Origin of the sequence: Campylobacter sp. CFSAN093224, from assembly GCF_012897395.1 — a bacterium.
Lineage (GTDB): Bacteria > Campylobacterota > Campylobacteria > Campylobacterales > Campylobacteraceae > Campylobacter_D > Campylobacter_D jejuni.
The window spans coordinates 1311193-1329690 of sequence record NZ_CP040607.1 but is presented as its reverse complement, the minus strand read 5'-3'; the positions used below and the strand labels follow the sequence as shown (position 1 = coordinate 1329690).

Sequence of the window (18498 nt, the reverse complement as noted above, 5' to 3'; positions counted from 1 at the left end):
AAAAGGCTAATTAAATTTAGCCTTTTTAAACCCTACCTTTTTTAAGATTTTCTAGTAATTCTTCTATATTATAAATTCCTCTGTGTTCTGGTGTTAAAAGATGGATTAAAATATCACCAAGATCAATCACACTCCATTCTTCGCTACTATCTATGTTTAAAAATTCCTCACCTTTGGCTTTAAGTTGTGTTTTAAGCTCATCGATCAAGGATAGAGCGTGTCTTTCTCCTAAAGTAGCTGCGATAATGACATATTTTACAAAGTATTCTTGCTCGCTCATGTCAATGGTTTTGATATCTTCAGCTTTTTTTTCATCTAAAATTTTAACGATTAAATCTATTCTTTCTTGCATTATTGTCCTTTAATTTTTGAAATTGTATCAATTTTTTTGTAATTTTTCATAATATTTTTTTACTTCATCTTTAATTTCTTCGCAAACTTCATTTGTATTTAAAGTGTTGCGTATGAAAGAAGAAGCGATTTTTTTATCGGTTTTTAAATCTTTAAAATTCTTAGGAATTTCTATATCATTGCGATTAGCAATAACAAATTCTACTAAAGAATTAAGTTTTTCAAAATCATGCCAAAGATGAAGTTTTTCTAAATGATCTGCGCCGATTAAAAGATAAAATTTACTAGGATTATAAAGCTTATAAAGATACTTAACACTTTCTATGCTAGGAACAGGGCGTTTTTGCTTGGTTTCAAAATCACAAATTTCAACTTTTGGAAAATGTCCCCAAAGTTTTTTAACCCATAAGAATCTTTGCTTTTCATCAGCACTAAAGTTTTGTTTAAAAGGGTTGATATAAGTAGGCATAATAATAAGCTTATCAATATCTAATTTTTCCAAAGCCTCTAAAATAACGCTATTGTGTCCATTATGTGGTGGATCAAAACTGCCACCAAAAAGTGCTATCTTCATTAAAATTTTAACCTTTTTTTTGTAGAATATTAGCATTATATTTTGCAAAAGGAAATTAAATGGCTGTAAAAGTTGCTATAAATGGTTTTGGACGCATAGGCAGATGTGTTGCAAGAATCATCTTAGAAAGAAATGATATTGAGCTTGTGGCGATAAATGATACTACGGATATTGAACTTACAAAATACCTTTTTAAATACGATACAGTACATGGTGAATTTAAAGGCAGTGTTGATAGTGAAGGCGATGATTTAGTGGTAAATGGTAAAAAAATCAAAGTATTTAAAAGTCGCAATGTAAAAGATCTTGACTTTGCAAAACACGGCGCACAAATTGTTTTAGAGTGCACAGGAGCGCATTTAACTATGGCAAAATGTCAAGAATTTATAGATATGGGAGTACAAAAAGTGATCATGAGTGCTCCTGCAAAAGATGATACTCCTACTTATGTTTTAGGAGTAAATTCAGAACTTTACAAGGGTGAAAGCATTATTTCTAATGCAAGTTGTACAACAAATTGTTTAGGTCCTGTTTGTCGTGTTTTACAAGATAATTTTGGCATAGAAAAAGGACTTATGACAACAATACATGCTTATACAAATGGACAAAGTATTATTGATGCTAAAGCTAAAGATAAACGCCGTTCTCGTGCTGCAGCGCAAAATATCATTCCAACTTCTACAGGCGCAGCAAAAGCTATGAAACTTGTTATGCCTGAACTTAATGGCAAGCTTCATGGACAAAGTATGCGTGTGCCAGTGATTGATGTATCAAGCGTGGATTTAACTGCACAACTAAGCCGTAAAGTTAGCAAAGATAAAATCAATGAAGCTTTCAGAAAAGCTGCAGCTACAAATTTAAAAGGCATTTTAATGGTAGATGATGATGAAAGAGTTTCAAGCGATTTTATCACTTGTTCTTATGGAGCTATTGTAGCAAGTGATTTAACTCAAGTGATTGCGGATGATTTTATCAAGGTAATTGCTTGGTATGATAATGAATGGGGCTATTCAAGTCGTCTAGTAGATATGGCAGTATATATTGCAAATAAGGCTTAATCATGAGTGATATTATTTCTATAAAAGACATTGATTTAGCTAAGAAAAAAGTTTTTATAAGATGTGATTTTAATGTTCCTCAAGATGATTTTTTAAATATCACTGATGATAGACGCATAAGATCAGCTATTCCTACGATAAGATATTGTTTGGATAATGGTTGTAGTGTGATTTTAGCCTCTCATTTAGGGCGTCCAAAAGAAATTAGCTCTAAATATTCTTTAGAACCTGTGGCTAAGCGTCTTGCTAGACTTTTAGATAAAGAAATTGTTATGGCAAAAGATGTTATCGGCGAAGATGCAAAAACCAAAGCTATGAATTTAAAAGCGGGTGAAATTTTACTTCTTGAAAATTTGCGTTTTGAAAAAGGCGAAACTAAAAATGATGAAAATTTAGCCAAAGAACTTGCTTCTATGGTTCAAGTTTATATCAATGATGCTTTTGGAGTATGCCATAGAGCACATTCTAGTGTAGAGGCGATTACTAAATTTTTTGATGAAAAACACAAAGGCGCAGGATTTTTACTCCAAAAAGAAATTGATTTTGCAAGCAATCTTATCAAACATCCAGCACGTCCTTTTGTCGCTGTTGTTGGAGGTTCAAAGGTAAGTGGAAAACTTCAAGCATTGACAAATTTATTACCAAAGGTAGATAAATTAATCATAGGCGGAGGTATGGCATTTACTTTTTTAAAAGCTTTAGGTTATGATATAGGAAATTCACTTTTAGAAGAAGAACTTTTAGAAGAAGCTAATAAAATTCTTACCAAGGGTAAAAATTTAGGAGTGAAAATTTATCTTCCAGTAGATGTTGTAGCCGCTCCTGCGTGCTCACAAGATGCGCCGATGAAATTTGTTCCAGCGCAAGAAATTCCAAATGGTTGGATGGGTTTAGATATAGGACCTGCGAGTGTGAGACTTTTTAAGGAGGTGATTTCTGATGCGCAAACGATTTGGTGGAATGGACCTATGGGTGTTTTTGAAATTGATAAATTTTCAAAAGGTAGCATTAAAATGAGTCATTATATCAGCGAAGGACATGCAACTTCTGTTGTTGGAGGCGGTGATACGGCTGATGTGGTTGCGCGTGCAGGTGATGCAGATGAAATGACTTTTATTTCTACTGGAGGTGGTGCTTCTCTTGAACTTATAGAAGGCAAAGAACTTCCAGGTGTAAAAGCTTTAAGATCTAAGGAAAATGAATGATCTTTGCTGCAAATTTAAAATGCAATCACACAAGAGCAAGCTTTAAAATTTATGCTAAAATTTTAAATAAAACTATGGGGGTAAAATGCGATGATATTATCGTTTTTCCACCTAGTATAGCATTTTTAGAAAATGAAAATAACTTCATACAAGGAGCGCAAAATTTTTATCCTTGTGTTAATGGTGCTTTTACAGGCGAGCTTGGAAAAGAACATTTGGACGAATTTGGGATTAAATGTGTCTTAATCGGGCATTCTGAAAGAAGAGCTTTAGGAGATGAAGAATTTATTAAGGCTAAATTTGATTTTGCTAAAGAGCATGGTTATAAAATTGTTTTTTGTATAGGTGAAAATTTAGATACAAAAAATTCAGGCAAGACTTTAGAGTTTTTAAAAAAACAACTTGAAATTATTGATTTAAATTATGAAAAACTCATCATCGCTTATGAGCCTATTTATTCTATAGGAACGGGAGTGAGCGCACAAAGTACAGATATCGCTAAAGTGCTTGAATTTTTAGCGAGTTTAACCAAAGTACCTTTGCTTTATGGTGGAAGTGTGAATGAAAATAATATCAAAGAAATTTTAAGTGTAAATCATTGTGGTGGAGTTTTGATAGGCTCTGCAGCTTTAAAAGTAGAAAATTTTATAAAATTAATCAAAGGATAAAAGATGATTATGAAGGGTAAAAAAGGCCTTATTGTAGGGGTTGCAAATAATAAATCTATTGCTTATGGCATAGCAAAAGCATGTTTTGATCAAGGAGCCGAGCTTGCTTTTACTTTTTTAAATGATGCTTTAAAAAAACGCGTAGAACCTATAGCACAAGAGTTTAATTCTAATTTTGTTTATGAGCTTGATGTAAATAATAACGAGCATTTAGATTCTATCGCTGAAAAAATCAAAAAAGATTTAGGCGAGATTGATTTTGTAGTGCATGCGGTTGCTTTTGCTCCAAAAGAAGCTTTAGAAAATTCTTTTTTAGAAACTTCAAAAGAAGCTTTTGATATAGCTATGCAAACTTCTGTGTATTCTTTACTTTCTTTAACGCGTGCAGTTTTACCTATTTTAAAAGATAAGGGTTCGATTTTGACTTTAAGTTATCTTGGAGGGGTTAAATATGTGCCTCATTATAATGTTATGGGTGTAGCAAAAGCTGCACTTGAAAGTTCTGTGCGTTATTTGGCAAGAGATTTAGGGGTAAAAGGAATCCGTGTTAATGCTATTTCAGCAGGTCCTATTAAAACTTTGGCAGCAAGTGGAATAGGGGATTTTAGAATGATTTTAAAATACAATGAAATCAATTCTCCTTTAAAACGCAATGTTAGTATAGAAGATGTAGGAAATTCGGCTATGTATTTACTTAGCGATTTGGCAAATGGTGTTACAGGTGAAATACATTATGTCGATGCAGGATATAACATCATGGGTATGGGTGATGTTGAAAAAAATGAAGAAGGGCAAACTGTTCTTTGTTGGGATAATCAAAAAGGATAAAAAATGGCAAAGCTTAGCAATGAAGAATTAAAAAATATACTTGAAGATCGCATTAAAAAACTTGAAAATTCTACTTTAAAAGAGGATAAGGTTATTAATGAAGAAAGTGTAAAAATTCTTGCTAGGCATTTATCTTTAGGCAATGAAATTCCAGCTCTTGCTCAAAGATTTTTTCAAATCACACCTAAGACAAAGTTAGTATGGCTTCATCTTTGTGAATGTACAGGGTGTAGTGAGAGTTTGTTGCGTTCTGAGTTGCCAAGTTTTGATGAGCTTATTTTTGATTTTTTTTCTTTAGAATATCATGAAACTTTAATGGCAGCAAATGGCACTAAAGCTGAAGAGCTTTTAGAGCATGTTTTAGAAGAAGATTTTATTTTAGCGGTTGAAGGTGGTGTTGCAGCCATTGATACCTTTTTTCTTACTATAGGAGCACAAGGAGAGAGTGGCTATGAAATTTTAGAAAAACTAGCCGCTAAAGCCAAGGCTATCTTTGCAGTGGGTACTTGTTCAAGTTATGGTGGTATTCAGGCTGCTTATCCAAATCCTAGTAAAACTTGTGGTATTAGTGAAGTTTTAAGTCAGAAAGTAGTAAATATCCCAGGTTGTCCTCCAAGTGATATAAATATCATTGCGACTTTAAGTTTTTTTGCTTTATTTGGAGTTTTACCTGAACTTGATGAGCAAAATCGTCCTGTTTGGGCTTATGGTAAATGCCTGCATGATATGTGTGAAAGAAAGGCAAAATTTGAAAGTGGGATTTTTGCTGAACATTTTGACGATGAGGCTGCAAAGAATGGGGCTTGTTTATTTAAGATAGGTTGTAAAGGACCTTATACTTACAACAACTGTCCTAAAGTGAAATTCAATGCTAAAACTTCTTGGCCAGTGGCTGCAGGACATGGTTGTATAGCCTGTAGTGAGAAAAATTTTTGGGATGAGTTTGGGAATTATGAAAAGCCTATGGCAAATATTTTTTCTTACGCTAAACTTTGTAATGAAGAGTTAAAACAAGAATTTTTTCTAGAAGAGCAAATTAAAATTTTAGAACAAATAGATTTTGAATTTGAAAGCAATATAAAACTTATTTTACAAAATATAGCTAAAAATAAATTAGGTGCTTTGCTTGTAGAAAATTATAAAAAATCCTTTGAAAAAAACTATACTTTTATAGAGCAAAATTTTGATGAAAATCCTATGCCTTCAAAAGATTTTTGGAAATATCTTGAAATAAGCTTTATTTTAGTTAAAGGAGAGTTTTTAAAAGATAAGAATGATTTTTTAATTGCGGCAAAAAATTATGCTTTTAAACATGCAAGTCCTTATGATTTTAAGTTAAATATGAACGCTGAAAAACCAAAGCTTGATGTGAGTAAATCTTTTCGTATGACTTTAATCTATCTTTGCGGTGGGCTTGATTTTGAAGGTATTGCTTATAGCATTTTAAAAGCTTTTGAAGATAATATTACTAAAATTTCATCATTAAAAGCAAGTTAGTTTAATAAAATTTTAGCAATATGAAGTCCTATAAAAGCTACTATATAAGCACTTGTGCAGGTAAAAAGAAAGAGAAAGAGAGTATATTTTAGCTTTCCACTTTCTTTTGAAAAAACTATAGTTGCTGCAAAGCAAGGATTATAAATCATTACAAATAAAATAAAAGCCACTGCACTTGGTATAGGTATATTTTTAGCGATAATTCCTTTTAAATCATTATTTGTTTCATCTACATCTTTTCCTAGTGAATAAAGCACTCCCATAGTTGAAATCATCACTTCTTTAGCAGCCAAACCACTGATTAAAGATACGCTTAATTTCCAATCTAACTCAAGGGGTTGAAAAATAGGTCCTATGCTTTTGCCAAATTGTCCTAAATAACTTTGTTCTATAGCTCTTTCTTGAGCATTAAAATCATTTAAATTTTCTTCACTTTTTGGAAAATTACTAGCAAACCATATAAGCAAAGAGGCCAAAAGTATGAAAGTTCCTGCTTTTTTAAGATACATTTTGGCTTTATTATAAACCATAAACCAAACTAAATACCAATTTGGCATACGATATTTTGGCATTTCCATAACAAAAGGTTCATCAAGTCCACGAAATGCTGTCATTCTTAAAAATTTTGCAGCACAAAGTCCTAAAATCGCACCTAAAATATAAATTCCAAAAAGATAATTTCCTGCTTTTTCACTTGGAAAAAAAGCGCCGATAAAAAGCACATATACAGGAAGTCTTGCCCCGCAACTCATAAAATTGATCACAAAAAGAGTTAAAAGTCTATCTCTTTTGTTCTTAAGAGTGCGTGTAGCCATAAAAGCAGGTACTGAACAACCAAAACCAGTGATTAGTGGAATAAAACTTTTGCCATGTAAACCAAATTTATGTAAAATCCCATCAAGTAAAAAAGCTACTCTTGACATATAGCCTGTGGTTTCTAAAAGAGCTATGCCTAAAAATAAAATCATTATATTAGGCAAAAAAAGTATCACAGCACCAACACCTGCGATAATCCCATCAGCCAAAGCTGAAGCGATGAAGGTATTAGAAATATTGTTTTTAACAAATTCACCTAAGGCATTAAAGCCTGATTCTATATAATCCATAGGAATTTGTCCTAAGCTAAAGGTGAGTTGAAATAAAAGCCACATTAAAAATAAAAATATAGGTAAGCCAAAGAATTTATGGATAAGTAAGGCATCGATTTTTTTGGTTAAATTTCTCTCTTCTTTTTTATGTGTGATAATTTTTTTTGAAAGTTCATTAATAAAATATAATAAATCTTCTTTTTCTGGACTTTTTTCGCAAAGCGGAGTGTAAAATTGGGATCTTGGAATAAATTTACTTTCAAATAAAATAATAATTTTTTGCAGCAAAAGTTCTAAATTTTCTTTTGTTTTTGCTGAAATTTCAACAACTTGACTTTGAAATTCTTGGCTTAAAATAGAAGTGTCAAGCTCTATACCTTCTTTTTTGGCTTCATCACACATATTTAAAGCTAAAAGCATTTTTTTATTAAGGCTTAAAAGTTCTGCACTAAGGATAAGATTGCGTTCTAAATTAGTAGCATCTAAAACATTAACAATAACATCATAGTCATTTTGATTTAAAAAATGACGTGTGATTTTTTCTTCTTCGCTATATCCATCTAAAGAATAAGTTCCTGGCAAATCAATGACTTCAAATTCATAGTTTTTGTAAAAAGTTTTTGCACTTGCTTTTTCTATAGTAACTCCGCTAAAATTTCCTACTTTCATATTGGCTTTGCAAAGCGCATTAATAAGAAGACTTTTGCCTACATTAGGCTGACCTACAAGGGCTATTTTGATTTTTTTCATATAAGATTCACTTCTATGGTTTTAGCTTCATCAGATCTTAGGATAACACAACTTGTATCAAGTTCTACCATTATGGTGGCATTTTTTAAAGAGGAGTGAATTTTTTTCAAGTTTTTATTTTTAATAAATCCAAAGCTTAAAAGTCTATTTTTGAGTTCTTTGTGAGCGTTTAAATTGACAATAATAGCCTTTTTTCCATCTTTTAACTCGTTTAAAGTCATTGTAATTCCTAAATTAATAATAAATATTATAATAAAAAAGTGTAATGAAATTATCCTTCTTGTAAAAAGAAGGATAAATATTTAAAAAGAAAAGTGGTTTAAATTTTCTAGATTGATGATTTGATCTAGAATTTTGTTAGCTTTAGCATTATCAAGGTAAATTTGTGCATTGGCTAAAAATTTAGCTTTTAATTCTTCAAAACTTAGTGGATTATCAAAATTACCTTTATTGATAAAAACATCTTTTTGGATTATGTGTCCATCTTGCAAACTGGCTTCTAAATGCCCTGGAAAATATTTTGGAAAGCCTTGAGATTTTCTTTTTTCGTAACTGATTTTTTTAGCAAATTCTAGTACTTCTTCACGCTTTAAATTTTCATAAGAATTAAGAGTGATTTTGCCATCAAAGAATCCTAGAGCCATTAAAAAAGGCATGGAAAATTTAGCTTCATAAGCACTATTTGGAGTGTATTTTGCTTCCAAAGGATCACAGATAAAAGAAATAGGAACTTCATCTACAAAACAATGAATACTTTTAATTTCATCAGCTTTTAAACCATCATTTTTTAAAGCAATAGCACAATCAATAAGCCCATGAGCAAAATGACAACTTGGATAAGGCTTGATTGAAACTTGCATAGTTTGCCAAATTTCTCCTAAGGCTTTGTTAAGTTCTGTTTTATCGCATTCTTCTTCTATGCCAAAACATTTAAAGATATTATCCCTACCTTCAAAAATACTCAAAGGTCCACTCATATTGTTTTTAGCAAAATGAGCTACCATAATGCCGTTTTTAATAGCATTGGCAATATGTAAAACTTTTGAATTAGATCCATTGGATAAAAACTCATTAACCCCACTTGCAAAACTTCCTGCAAGTCCTAAAGCATTGATGATTTGTTCTTTGTTAAGATCTAGTAAGATTGCACTTGCACTCACGCTTCCAAAAATTCCTGCAATAGCAGTAGTATGAAAACCACGCTTATGAAAAGTACCTTTGCTTGCAATGCCTACTCTAGCTGCAATTTCCCAGCCTATTATAAAAGCTTTGATGATTTTTTTCGCATCTTTGCTAACATGAAAACCATAACTTAAACAAAGTGGAGTTAAAATCGCACTTGCATGCAAAATCGCTTCTGTATGCGTATCGTCAAAATCTAACGCATGAGAAGCAATGCCATCTAGCATGGCTGCGTATATAGGATCTAATTTTTGATCATTTATCCAAATAGGAGTATTTTTTTCTGTGCTTAAATTTTCAAAAGCTTTAAAAGCATTTAAAACACATTCTTCTTTGCTTGCTGCTATAGCTGTTCCAAGGCTATCAAGCATAAGCTCTTTAGCCCTTTGAACAACTGCATTAGGGATATTTTCATATTTAAGATTGAAAATAAAATCCGCTAAAATTTCACTATAGAACATGATTTTTCCTATTTTAAGATAGCGCTATTTTTGATTTTTGCCAAAAATTCATCTACAAGTTTTGGTGCATATCCTACATAACTTGTTGCATCAAGTAAAGCATCGATTTCTTTTTCTTTCAATACCTTAGATACTCTTTTATCTGCAAGTAAAACTTCTTTAAAAGTTTTTTGTTTTTCTATACCTAGCATAGCATTTTCATAAACAATTTCATGGGCATGTTGTTTTCCATAATGATCGCTTAATGCAAACATAACACGCTCTGCTAAAACAAAACCATTAAGAGTATTTAAATTTTTAAGCATTTTATCTTTTTTTACTTCTAAATCGCTAAGAGCGAATTTCATATTTGCTAAAACCACAGAAAGCATTAAAAACATTTCAGGTAAAAGCTTCCATTCCATTTTCCAAACTTGACCATCTCTTTCATGTTCATGTCTTTCAATATCACTTAAAATGGCTAAATTTGCTTTAAAAGCATTGCTTACTGTAACTGCATTTTCACTTACTGCAGGATTTCTTTTGTGTGGCATAGTGCTTGATCCTACTTGTCCTTTGCCAAAAGGTTCAGCAACTTCATCAATTTCATTATGCGAAAGGATTAAAATTTCATGAGCGATTTTGTTAAAGGTTGTGTTGATATTACCTAGTACAAAACCAAGTTCTATAAAGCGATCACGTGCAGGTTGCCAAGAAATATTAGGCACATCAAGTCCTAAATTTTCTAAAGTGAGTTTTTCTACTTCATTGCACTCATCACTTAAACTTGCTTTAGTTCCTACAGCGCCTACTATACTACCTACATAAAGTCTTTTTTCAAGTTCAAGTATTCTTTCAAAATGACGCTCAAGTTCGCTTAACCAAATAGCCACTTTATGTCCAAAAGTAATAGGCAAAGCTTGAAGTGCTAAAGTTCTTCCCATCATAGCAGTATTTTTATGGGTTTTAGCTAGTTTTGCTAGGGCTTTTGCGATAGCTTTTAATTCGCTTTTTATAAGAGTCATTGCTTCTTTAAATTGTAAAACCAGTCCTGTATCGATGATATCCTGAGTGGTTACTCCAAAATGTACATATTCGCCTAAATTATTATCGCAAGCTTTTTCTAATCCTCTTACAGTAGGAACTAAAGGGTGTTTGGTCTTTTTAAATTCAGCAAAGATAAAGTCCATATCCATAAATTTATAATGAGCTTTTTTTGCGATCTCATCAGCTGCTTTTTTAGGGATAATTTTAAGTTTTGCTTGTGCTTTTGCTAAAGCTGCTTCAACATCGAGCCATTTTTGTATGCGGTTTTGTTCGCAAAAAATAGCACGCATTTCCTGCGTGCTCCATGAGTCTGCTAGTAATCTATGATCAAATACGCTAATTCCTGTCATCTTATCTCCTTATTTTTTAATACTATCAAAAGCTTGTGTTAAATCAGCAATTAAATCTTTAGTATCTTCAAGACCTATATGAAATCTTACAAATGGTCCTCTTGCACTCCAATCTGTTGCAGTTCTAGGTGGAGTAGTTACGGTGGCTAAGCTTTCATATCCACCCCAGCTAGCACCAATTGAAAAGTATTCTAGTTTATCTACAAATTTAATAGCATCATCTTTGCTATAACCTTCTGCAAATTCTATGGTAATCATACCATTTGCACCTTTATGATCACGCATGAAAATTTCATGATTTGGGTGGGATTTGAGTTTTGGATAGAAAATTGTTTTAATTTCTTTTCTGCTTTGTAAAAATTCTACAATTTCATCAGCACTTTTTTCATGAGCTTTCATTCTTACATCTAGTGTTCTCATACCACGAAGTACTAAGTAAGCATCATCAGGACTTGTTGTAAAGCCTAAAGCTTCTGGAAGTTTGTCAAAATTTTTCCATTCTTTTTCGTTGATTACTACTATACCCATGGTTACATCAGAGTGTCCGCTAAGATATTTTGTAGCGGCGATAACTGAAATATCCACTCCAAGTTCTAAAGGATTTAGAAAATATCCACTAGAATAAGTATTGTCAATAGCTACAGGGATATTATGCGCATGGGCAATTTTGCAAAGTTTTGGTAAATCTATGATTTCATAAAGTATAGAACCTGGACTTTCACATAGGATAAGCTTGGTATTAGGTTTGATTTTTTCTTCTACATCACTTGCATCAGCTTTTAAAAAATCAATTTCAACACCCATTTTTTCTAAAAATAATTCGCAAATCGTTCTTACAGGACCATAAATTGCATCGGTGATTAAAAAATGCGCATCTTTGCTTGCATAGTTTAAAAGCACCATAGCTAATGCTGCAAGTCCTGTTGGGAAAAGTTGTGCTCTATAACCACCCTCTAGAGTGCAAATAAGTTTTTCAAGTTCAAAATTGGTTGTTGTTCCTCTAGCCCCATAGCTTAAAACACGATCTGTTTTTCTTAATTCTCTGTATTTTTGCCAAGTTGCGTGATCTTTAAAAAGTATGGTTGATGCACGCATAAGTGTAGGATTGACTGATCTTACTTCAGCGCCTTGATCGCCTCTGCCACAATGAATAAGTTTAGTTTTTGAGTTCATTTTTTCTCCTTTTTAAAGATAGATATAAGTCATAATAACATTTACAATAGCCGCTACAAGCATAGGAATAGCTGTTCTTTTAACCACGGCAAAAGGACTTACTTTTGCAATAGCTGAGATAGCTAAAATCGCTGGTGCAATAGGACTAACACATCTTCCAAAGCCTGTCATAATTTGAATTGGTGCTATCATGGTGATAGTTTCAACTCCAAAGTGTTTTGCTATATTTGGGATAAGTGGAGTAAAGCTAAAAAATGCCGCATTTCCTGAACCCATTAAGAAAGCACAAACTGCAAGCAAGATTGAAACGGCGATAATAATAGCCAAAACTCCAAATCCTGCATTTTTGCAAAATTCTATTAAAGTATCTACAAAACCTACAGATAAAAGACCGCTTGCAAATACTTGACCACAAACGATGAGTGAAACTGTGATAACAAATAAATGTCCCATTCCTTTAAAGAAAATCATAATAGAATTAAGAGTTTCTACTATACTTTTATAGCGTATCATTTCAAAAATAATAGCCACAAAAGTTGAAATCACCATTGCTACTGGAACATTCATTTTAATGGCAGTACTAGCAGCTGCTTTAACTTCTTCAGCACTACTTATTCCCATTAAAACCAAGATGCTATCAAGCACGGAACTAAATCCTAGGATTAAAACCAAAGGAATTATAGGTAAAATCGCATAAATTCTAGGAGGCTTTTTAAGTTCTTTTTCTTTGCCTTCATTTTCATTTAGTTCTTTTTCAATTTCTTGTGCATTGAAGACAAAATTATCTTTTTTGTCAAAAAATTTATTGCAAAGATATATCGCAATACCTACAGCTATAATGATAGGCAAGGTTGTAGGGAGTTGATAATGAAAAAAATAAATTGCAGGATCAACTTCAGCTACTTTTGACGCCATGATCACATTTCCACTTCCAGGTCCATGATCGATATATTGACAAATCGCAATCACACTTAAGGCAGAAAGTTTTGAAACACCAGAGCGTACAAGTATAGGATACATAGTAACCATAAGTAAAAGTGCCAAGCCTGCGTGAGAAGGGATGAAAAGAACTAAAAGTTGCACGATAAAATAAGCAACTATGAGTAAAACATAAGGAGATTTTACGGCTTTTAAAGGTTTTTCAAAAACTTTAAAAAGTGCATAAGAAGCCCCTACATGATCCATATAAGCAGAAAAACCTGCTATAGTCATAAGTGTAAGTCCAAGTCCTGCTAATGTACTTGACATGGTTTGATTAAAAACTTGAAAAATATCAAAAAAACCTAAATTTAAAGAACCTTTAGCGACAATGTGTGGAGAAAGTCCAAAAATAGCAGCTAAGGAAAGTAAAAGTAAACCACTTAAAAGCAATGCCATGTGAGCATTGATTTTTTTATAAAGCATAAAAACAAGTAAAAAAACACTAAATAAAGAAAAAACAATACCTAGCATGTTTTATCCTTTTTGAGCGATGATCTCTATCTCTACTTTAGCTTTTTTTGGCAGATCTTTTACTGCAAAAGCACTTCTTGCTGGATAAGGAGCTTTAAAAAATTCAGCATAAATTTCATTGAATGCTACAAAATCATTAATATCAGCTAAAAAGCAAGTGGTTTTAATCACTTTATCATAACTGATACCATTTTCTTCTAAGATAGCACCGATATTTTTTAAAGATTGTTTGGTTTGTTCTTTGATATCAGAGCTTTCTATTTCTCCTGAAGCAGGGTTGATAGGAAGTTGTCCTGATATAAATAAAAGTCCATTTACTTCTCTGTAAGCTGAGTATGGACCAATGGCCTTTGGATAGTTTGACATGAATTCTCCTTTGTTAAATATAGATTAAACAGAATGCATTTTATCACTACAATAATAATTTGTCAATAGTTTATTATCATAATAATAAAATTTTATTTTTAAGAAATGTTTTAAAGTATAAAGAGTAGAATTTAATATTATATTAATTTTTTATTGAAGGCAGTTTTATGGATGAGGGACAAAAACAACAATTTATAAAGTTGACATATTTTTTAGGAGAAGTTTTAGGTGAGCAATATGAGATAGTTTTTCATGTAATTACTGAAGATGGGGCCTATATTGCGGCAATTGCTAACAATCACATTAGTGGGAGAAGTTTAGATTCTCCCTTGACTGCTTTTGCAAGTGAGCTTATGCAAAATAAAAAATATTTAGAAAAAGATTTTTTATGTGATTATAAGGCTCTTGTTGGAAAATCAAAATTAATTAGAGGATCTACTTTTTTTATTAAAAATCATGACAAATTAGTAGGTATTTTGTGTATCAATCATGATACTAGCATTATGAGAGATTTAATATGCAAGATGATTGATTTAGAAAAAATTGGAGATATGGGTGATATTTTAGGAAATATTAGTTTTTCTCAAAATGATTCAAGCATAGAAACATTAAGTCACTCGATAGAGGATATTTTAGTTCAAAGTGTAGATTCTAGTTATTTAAATTCTGATTATCAATTAAGCATTGCTCAAAAAGAAGAAATTGCTGAAAAGCTATATGAAAAAGGTATTTTTAATATAAAAGGAGCGGTTCCTATCGTAGCAAAATTTTTAAAAATTTCAGAACCTAGTGTTTATAGGTATCTGAAGAAATTTAAAAAATAACTAAAATTTTTTGATAAATTTTAGTATTTTTAGGCTCATTTTCTTTAAAAAATTATTTTTAGATTTTTTGAGTAAAAATTCTGCCACATCTTTGCGTCCAAACATAATAGCAAAGGTATAAGGTGTCATTCCTAAACCATTGTTTTCGTCAATATTTGCTCCATATTTAACTAAAAGTTCACACATAGGTAAGTATCCTTTAAAACAAACTCCCGCTAATGGGGTTTGTCCACGATCGTTTTTTTCATCTACTTTTGCACCTTTTTCTAAAAGCATTCTAGCGCTTTCATAAGAATTATTATAAGCTGCAAGCATAAGCAAGCTATCGCCTTTATGAGTTTTTAAATTTACATTTAAACCTGCTTCTATCATGATTTTAAGATTTTCATATTCATTATTTCTTGCAAAATTAAAAGCCATTTTACAAAGCTCTTCAAATCTTTTTTCTTCTTCTAAACTAAGAGTTGTCATTGTTTTTCCTTAATTATTATAATCTTTAGTTTGCCACCAAAAGTGGCAAGTAAAAATTATTTTTCTAAAGCTTTTTTAATTCCTTTTGCATAATCAGGTGAAATTTTTTCAAAATGTTTTAAAGCTCTAGTGATAATTTTTTCATCAACTCCTTCCATAGAAGCGGCGATATTATGAAAAAGTTGAGTTTTTTGATCATCATTCATAAGATTAAATAAAGCTCTTGGTTGAGTATAAAAGTCATTATCTAGTGGAGCATATCTTTGTGCTACGCCTTCTAAGACTAAATCAGGTTCAAGATAGCTTTTGTCTTCTTTTGGGCTATTATCATAGCTGTTTGGTTCATAATAAGCAGCATCATTTTTATAACTATCAAAATTCATAGCACCAGCGACATTGTAAGTATTCACTTCGCTTTTTGCACGATTTACTGGTAAAAGATGATAATTAGTTCCTATTCTATATCTTTGTGCATCAGGATATGAAAAAATTCTAGCTTGCAACATTTTATCAGGGCTAAAGCCAATTCCAGGAACGATATTGCTTGGACTAAAGGCAGCTTGTTCAACTTCATTAAAATAATTTTGAGGATTTTTGTTTAGAATCATTTCGCCTATATCCATCAAAGGTACAAAACTATGAGGCCAAATTTTTGTTAAATCAAAAGGATTAAATCCAAGTTTTTCTATATCTTTTTCAGCAAGAATTTGAACTTGAACTTTCCATTTTGGAAAATCTTTATTTTCTATAGCATTATAGAGATCTCTTTGATGACTTTCTCTATCTTTTGCTATAAGCTCGGCAGCTTCTTGGTTGGTAAGATTTTTAATCCCTTGTTGGGTTTTAAAATGGAATTTCACCCAAAATCTTTCATTTTTATCATTAATAAAACTATAAGTATGGCTTCCAAATCCATGCATATGACGATAACTTGCAGGAATTCCTCTATCGCTCATAAGAATGGTTACTTGATGTAAACTTTCAGGACATAAACTCCAAAAATCCCAAGCAGCATTATTACTTCTTAGATGAGTTCTTGGATCTCTTTTTTGAGTATGGATGAAATCAGGGAATTTATAAGCATCGCGGATGAAGAATGTCGGAGTGTTATTTCCTACCAAGTCCCAGTTTCCTTCTTTAGTGTAAAATTTAATAGCAAAACCTCTCACATCGCGTTCAGCATCTGCTGCACCTGCTTCACCTGCTACTGTTGAAAAGCGTAAAAATAATGGAGTAACTTCGCCTTTTTGAAAAATTTTAGCTTTGGTATAAGCACTTAAGTCTGCTGTAATTTTTATTTCGCCATAAGCTCCACTTCCCTTAGCATGAACGGTTCTTTCTGGAATTCTTTCTCTATTTTGATGAGCAAGTTTTTCAAGCAAAAGATAATCTTGCATAAGTAAAGGTCCTTTTGCGCCTGCGCTTAATGAATTTTGGTTATCAGCTATAATGTTTCCAAAATCGTTAGTCAATTTTTTCATTGTTTTCTCCTAAATAATAAATTTTATTAATTAGTAAATTATATCTATTAAAAATTAAAATTAACTGAATAATTGCATTTTATTGATAATAAATTTCAAAATAAATTTAGTTTTTTTATATTATAATAATAATTATCAAAATATATTTTAAAAATCACAAAGGAGAATTTATGTCAGTTTTGGTTATTGGTGCAGATGAAATCACTCCTATTAGAGCTGTTTTACATGATTTAGGTGCTAAAAAAATAGAACACTGGGATGCACGTAATGAAAATAGAGTTAATCGCAAGCCGATTCCTTGTGATACAGAATGTATAGTAATGTTAACAAGCTTTTTAAATCATAATACTATGAAAAAAATCAAAAATGAAGCTAAAAAGCGTAAAATTCCATTAGTTTGTGCAAAAAGAAGTGTAAGTTGTGTGTATTGTGAATATTGTAAAATTTTTAATCTTAATAAAGAATTTTCTTGCTATAAAGGTTAAAGATGTTATTTGGATTTGATGATAAGCAAGAATTTATACCGCAAATTTATCGCTATTTAAACAATCAAGAGCTTATGTTGACTTTTTTAACTCAATATAATGCGAGCGTTGATAGTGCTCTAAAAATTCCTCTTTTATATGCAAAAAATACCAAGAGTTTAAAAATGATATTTGGAAATTTTTTGCATAATATAATGCATGTTTCATTTGGTAAGATTCAAAATATAAATATCAAGCTTAATACATACGCTTTTTACTTTCAAAAAAGAAAAAGCTTGATTTTTAATACTAAAATATCTAAGAATGTCGATCTTTTAAGACTTTTAAGAATTTATCTTTATGGCATTTGTTTTGATGCGCAAATTTTATTTAGCTCCTATGTTTATGATAAGGTTTCTTTTCAAAATAATGGAAAAAATATAGATCAAGATGGTGATCTTATTATAATAGATAAGAAATTTGCAATTTTGCCACTTTGCAAAGAGATTAATACACATAATTTAGAAATTGAAAATGAAATTTATGAATTATTGAATTTAATAAAAGAAAATAATTTTGAAAAATTTTATATTGTTTGTCCGCGTAACAAAAATTTCACACATTTTATTGAAATAAAACATTTTTTGTGTGATTTAAACAAAACTATGTTAAAATTAGTTCCGTATAAAATATCAAATCAAATTATAAGGAGAAAATAATGTCAGTAGCAGTAATCTATGGTAGTGCTATGGGAAATACAGAAGGAGCGGCTAATACAATTGCTTCAAAACTTGGAATTAGTGATGTTTTTAATATCTCAGATATTGATGCAGCTAAAATGAATTCTTACGATAAATTAATTTGTGGAACTTCAACTTGGGGAAGTGGTGATTTACAAGATGATTGGGATGGTTTTGATTTTTCAGGGCTTAGTCTTGGTGGAAAAACTGTAGCTGTATTTGGTATGGGTGATAGTGAAAGTTATTCTGACACTTTTTGTGGCGGCATGGGTAAATTAGCTCAAAATTTAAAAGATGCAGGTGCAAATTTGGTAGGAGAAGTTTCAACTGATGGTTATACATTTGAAGCAAGCGATGCGGTTGTAGATGGTAAATTTGTTGGACTTGCTCTTGACAATGATAATCAAGAAGATCAAACTGAATCAAGAATTGATGCTTGGGTAGAACAAATCAAACCTTATTTTGCTTAATAATTCTTAAAATCAAGAG

At 31.4% G+C, this 18498-nt stretch carries 20 protein-coding genes; 9 read left to right on the top strand and 11 right to left on the bottom strand.

Annotated elements, in window-relative coordinates:
• Positions 1 to 25: 25 nt before the first annotated feature.
• Together rsfS and nadD are read right to left on the bottom strand one after the other, a co-directional pair.
• Positions 26 to 352, bottom strand: a complete 327-nt coding sequence (gene rsfS / locus FBF11_RS06785; RefSeq protein WP_002855339.1) for a ribosome silencing factor — start codon at positions 350 to 352, stop codon at positions 26 to 28.
• 27 nt (positions 353 to 379) lie between these two features.
• Entirely contained in the window at positions 380 to 925 is a 546-nt protein-coding gene (gene nadD, locus FBF11_RS06780; RefSeq protein WP_002855470.1) for a nicotinate (nicotinamide) nucleotide adenylyltransferase, read from the bottom strand.
• Positions 926 to 984: 59 nt separating this feature from the next.
• Here nadD and gap point away from each other — a divergent pair, with 59 nt between their 5' ends.
• The 5 genes from gap to FBF11_RS06755 are packed head-to-tail and all read left to right on the top strand — an operon-like array spanning position 985 to position 6181.
• Complete coding sequence (gap, locus tag FBF11_RS06775; protein WP_057096956.1) at positions 985 to 1983, top strand: type I glyceraldehyde-3-phosphate dehydrogenase; 999 nt, start codon at positions 985 to 987, stop codon at positions 1981 to 1983.
• A 2-nt stretch (positions 1984 to 1985) separates the two neighbouring features.
• A complete protein-coding gene (locus tag FBF11_RS06770) occupies positions 1986 to 3188 on the top strand; it encodes a phosphoglycerate kinase (protein ID WP_002855324.1) in 1203 nt (400 codons plus the stop codon).
• Complete coding sequence (locus FBF11_RS06765) at positions 3185 to 3856, top strand: triose-phosphate isomerase (RefSeq protein ID WP_002855528.1); 672 nt, start codon at positions 3185 to 3187, stop codon at positions 3854 to 3856. The genes FBF11_RS06770 and FBF11_RS06765 overlap by 4 nt, the downstream gene beginning before the upstream one ends.
• Before the next feature lie 3 nt (positions 3857 to 3859).
• On the top strand, positions 3860 to 4684 hold the full coding sequence (gene fabI / locus FBF11_RS06760) for an enoyl-ACP reductase FabI (protein WP_002780456.1): 825 nt from the start codon (positions 3860 to 3862) through the stop codon (positions 4682 to 4684).
• A 3-nt stretch (positions 4685 to 4687) separates the two neighbouring features.
• Positions 4688 to 6181: a hydrogenase small subunit gene (locus FBF11_RS06755; protein WP_057096960.1), complete on the top strand. Its 1494-nt coding sequence runs from the start codon at positions 4688 to 4690 to the stop codon at positions 6179 to 6181.
• On the opposite strand, the gene feoB is transcribed toward FBF11_RS06755, so the two are convergent.
• From feoB to FBF11_RS06720, 7 genes are all read right to left on the bottom strand, one after another.
• Positions 6178 to 8019 carry a ferrous iron transport protein B gene (gene feoB, locus FBF11_RS06750; protein ID WP_057096962.1) on the bottom strand — a complete coding sequence of 614 codons (1842 nt, stop codon included), beginning with the start codon at positions 8017 to 8019 and terminating at the stop codon, positions 6178 to 6180. The two genes, FBF11_RS06755 and feoB, sit on opposite strands and share 4 nt — an antisense overlap.
• Positions 8016 to 8240 (bottom strand): ferrous iron transport protein A, encoded by a 225-nt coding sequence (locus tag FBF11_RS06745; protein WP_168977471.1) that lies wholly within the window; start codon positions 8238 to 8240, stop codon positions 8016 to 8018. The genes feoB and FBF11_RS06745 overlap by 4 nt, the downstream gene beginning before the upstream one ends.
• Before the next feature lie 81 nt (positions 8241 to 8321).
• Positions 8322 to 9662 carry an MmgE/PrpD family protein gene (locus FBF11_RS06740; protein ID WP_002855354.1) on the bottom strand — a complete coding sequence of 447 codons (1341 nt, stop codon included), beginning with the start codon at positions 9660 to 9662 and terminating at the stop codon, positions 8322 to 8324.
• A gap of 8 nt (positions 9663 to 9670) precedes the next feature.
• Complete coding sequence (gene purB / locus FBF11_RS06735) at positions 9671 to 11038, bottom strand: adenylosuccinate lyase (RefSeq protein ID WP_002869130.1); 1368 nt, start codon at positions 11036 to 11038, stop codon at positions 9671 to 9673.
• A 9-nt stretch (positions 11039 to 11047) separates the two neighbouring features.
• Complete coding sequence (locus FBF11_RS06730; protein WP_002855396.1) at positions 11048 to 12211, bottom strand: PLP-dependent aspartate aminotransferase family protein; 1164 nt, start codon at positions 12209 to 12211, stop codon at positions 11048 to 11050.
• A gap of 12 nt (positions 12212 to 12223) precedes the next feature.
• The gene (gene dcuC, locus FBF11_RS06725) at positions 12224 to 13663 is read right to left on the bottom strand and encodes a C4-dicarboxylate transporter DcuC (RefSeq protein ID WP_057096963.1); all 1440 of its coding nucleotides are present in this window, start codon (positions 13661 to 13663) and stop codon (positions 12224 to 12226) included.
• Between the two features lie 3 nt (positions 13664 to 13666).
• A complete protein-coding gene (locus tag FBF11_RS06720; protein ID WP_002852401.1) occupies positions 13667 to 14029 on the bottom strand; it encodes a RidA family protein in 363 nt (120 codons plus the stop codon).
• 167 nt (positions 14030 to 14196) lie between these two features.
• On the opposite strand from FBF11_RS06720, the gene FBF11_RS06715 reads away from it, so the two are divergent.
• Entirely contained in the window at positions 14197 to 14853 is a 657-nt protein-coding gene (locus FBF11_RS06715; protein WP_002855654.1) for a transcriptional regulator, read from the top strand.
• Here FBF11_RS06715 and FBF11_RS06710 read toward each other — a convergent pair whose 3' ends face one another.
• Complete coding sequence (locus tag FBF11_RS06710) at positions 14854 to 15324, bottom strand: Cj1386 family hemin-binding protein (protein WP_057096965.1); 471 nt, start codon at positions 15322 to 15324, stop codon at positions 14854 to 14856.
• A 56-nt stretch (positions 15325 to 15380) separates the two neighbouring features.
• A complete protein-coding gene (locus FBF11_RS06705) occupies positions 15381 to 16805 on the bottom strand; it encodes a catalase (protein ID WP_002856117.1) in 1425 nt (474 codons plus the stop codon).
• A gap of 170 nt (positions 16806 to 16975) precedes the next feature.
• On the opposite strand from FBF11_RS06705, the gene FBF11_RS06700 reads away from it, so the two are divergent.
• The 3 genes from FBF11_RS06700 to fldA are packed head-to-tail and all read left to right on the top strand — an operon-like array spanning position 16976 to position 18479.
• The gene (locus FBF11_RS06700) at positions 16976 to 17290 is read left to right on the top strand and encodes a DUF2325 domain-containing protein (RefSeq protein WP_002855637.1); all 315 of its coding nucleotides are present in this window, start codon (positions 16976 to 16978) and stop codon (positions 17288 to 17290) included.
• 2 nt (positions 17291 to 17292) lie between these two features.
• Entirely contained in the window at positions 17293 to 17988 is a 696-nt protein-coding gene (locus tag FBF11_RS06695) for a hypothetical protein (RefSeq protein WP_002855633.1), read from the top strand.
• On the top strand, positions 17988 to 18479 hold the full coding sequence (fldA, locus tag FBF11_RS06690) for a flavodoxin FldA (RefSeq protein WP_002855629.1): 492 nt from the start codon (positions 17988 to 17990) through the stop codon (positions 18477 to 18479). Before FBF11_RS06695 ends, fldA begins: the two co-directional genes overlap by 1 nt.
• The last annotated feature ends 19 nt before the right edge of the window (positions 18480 to 18498 follow it).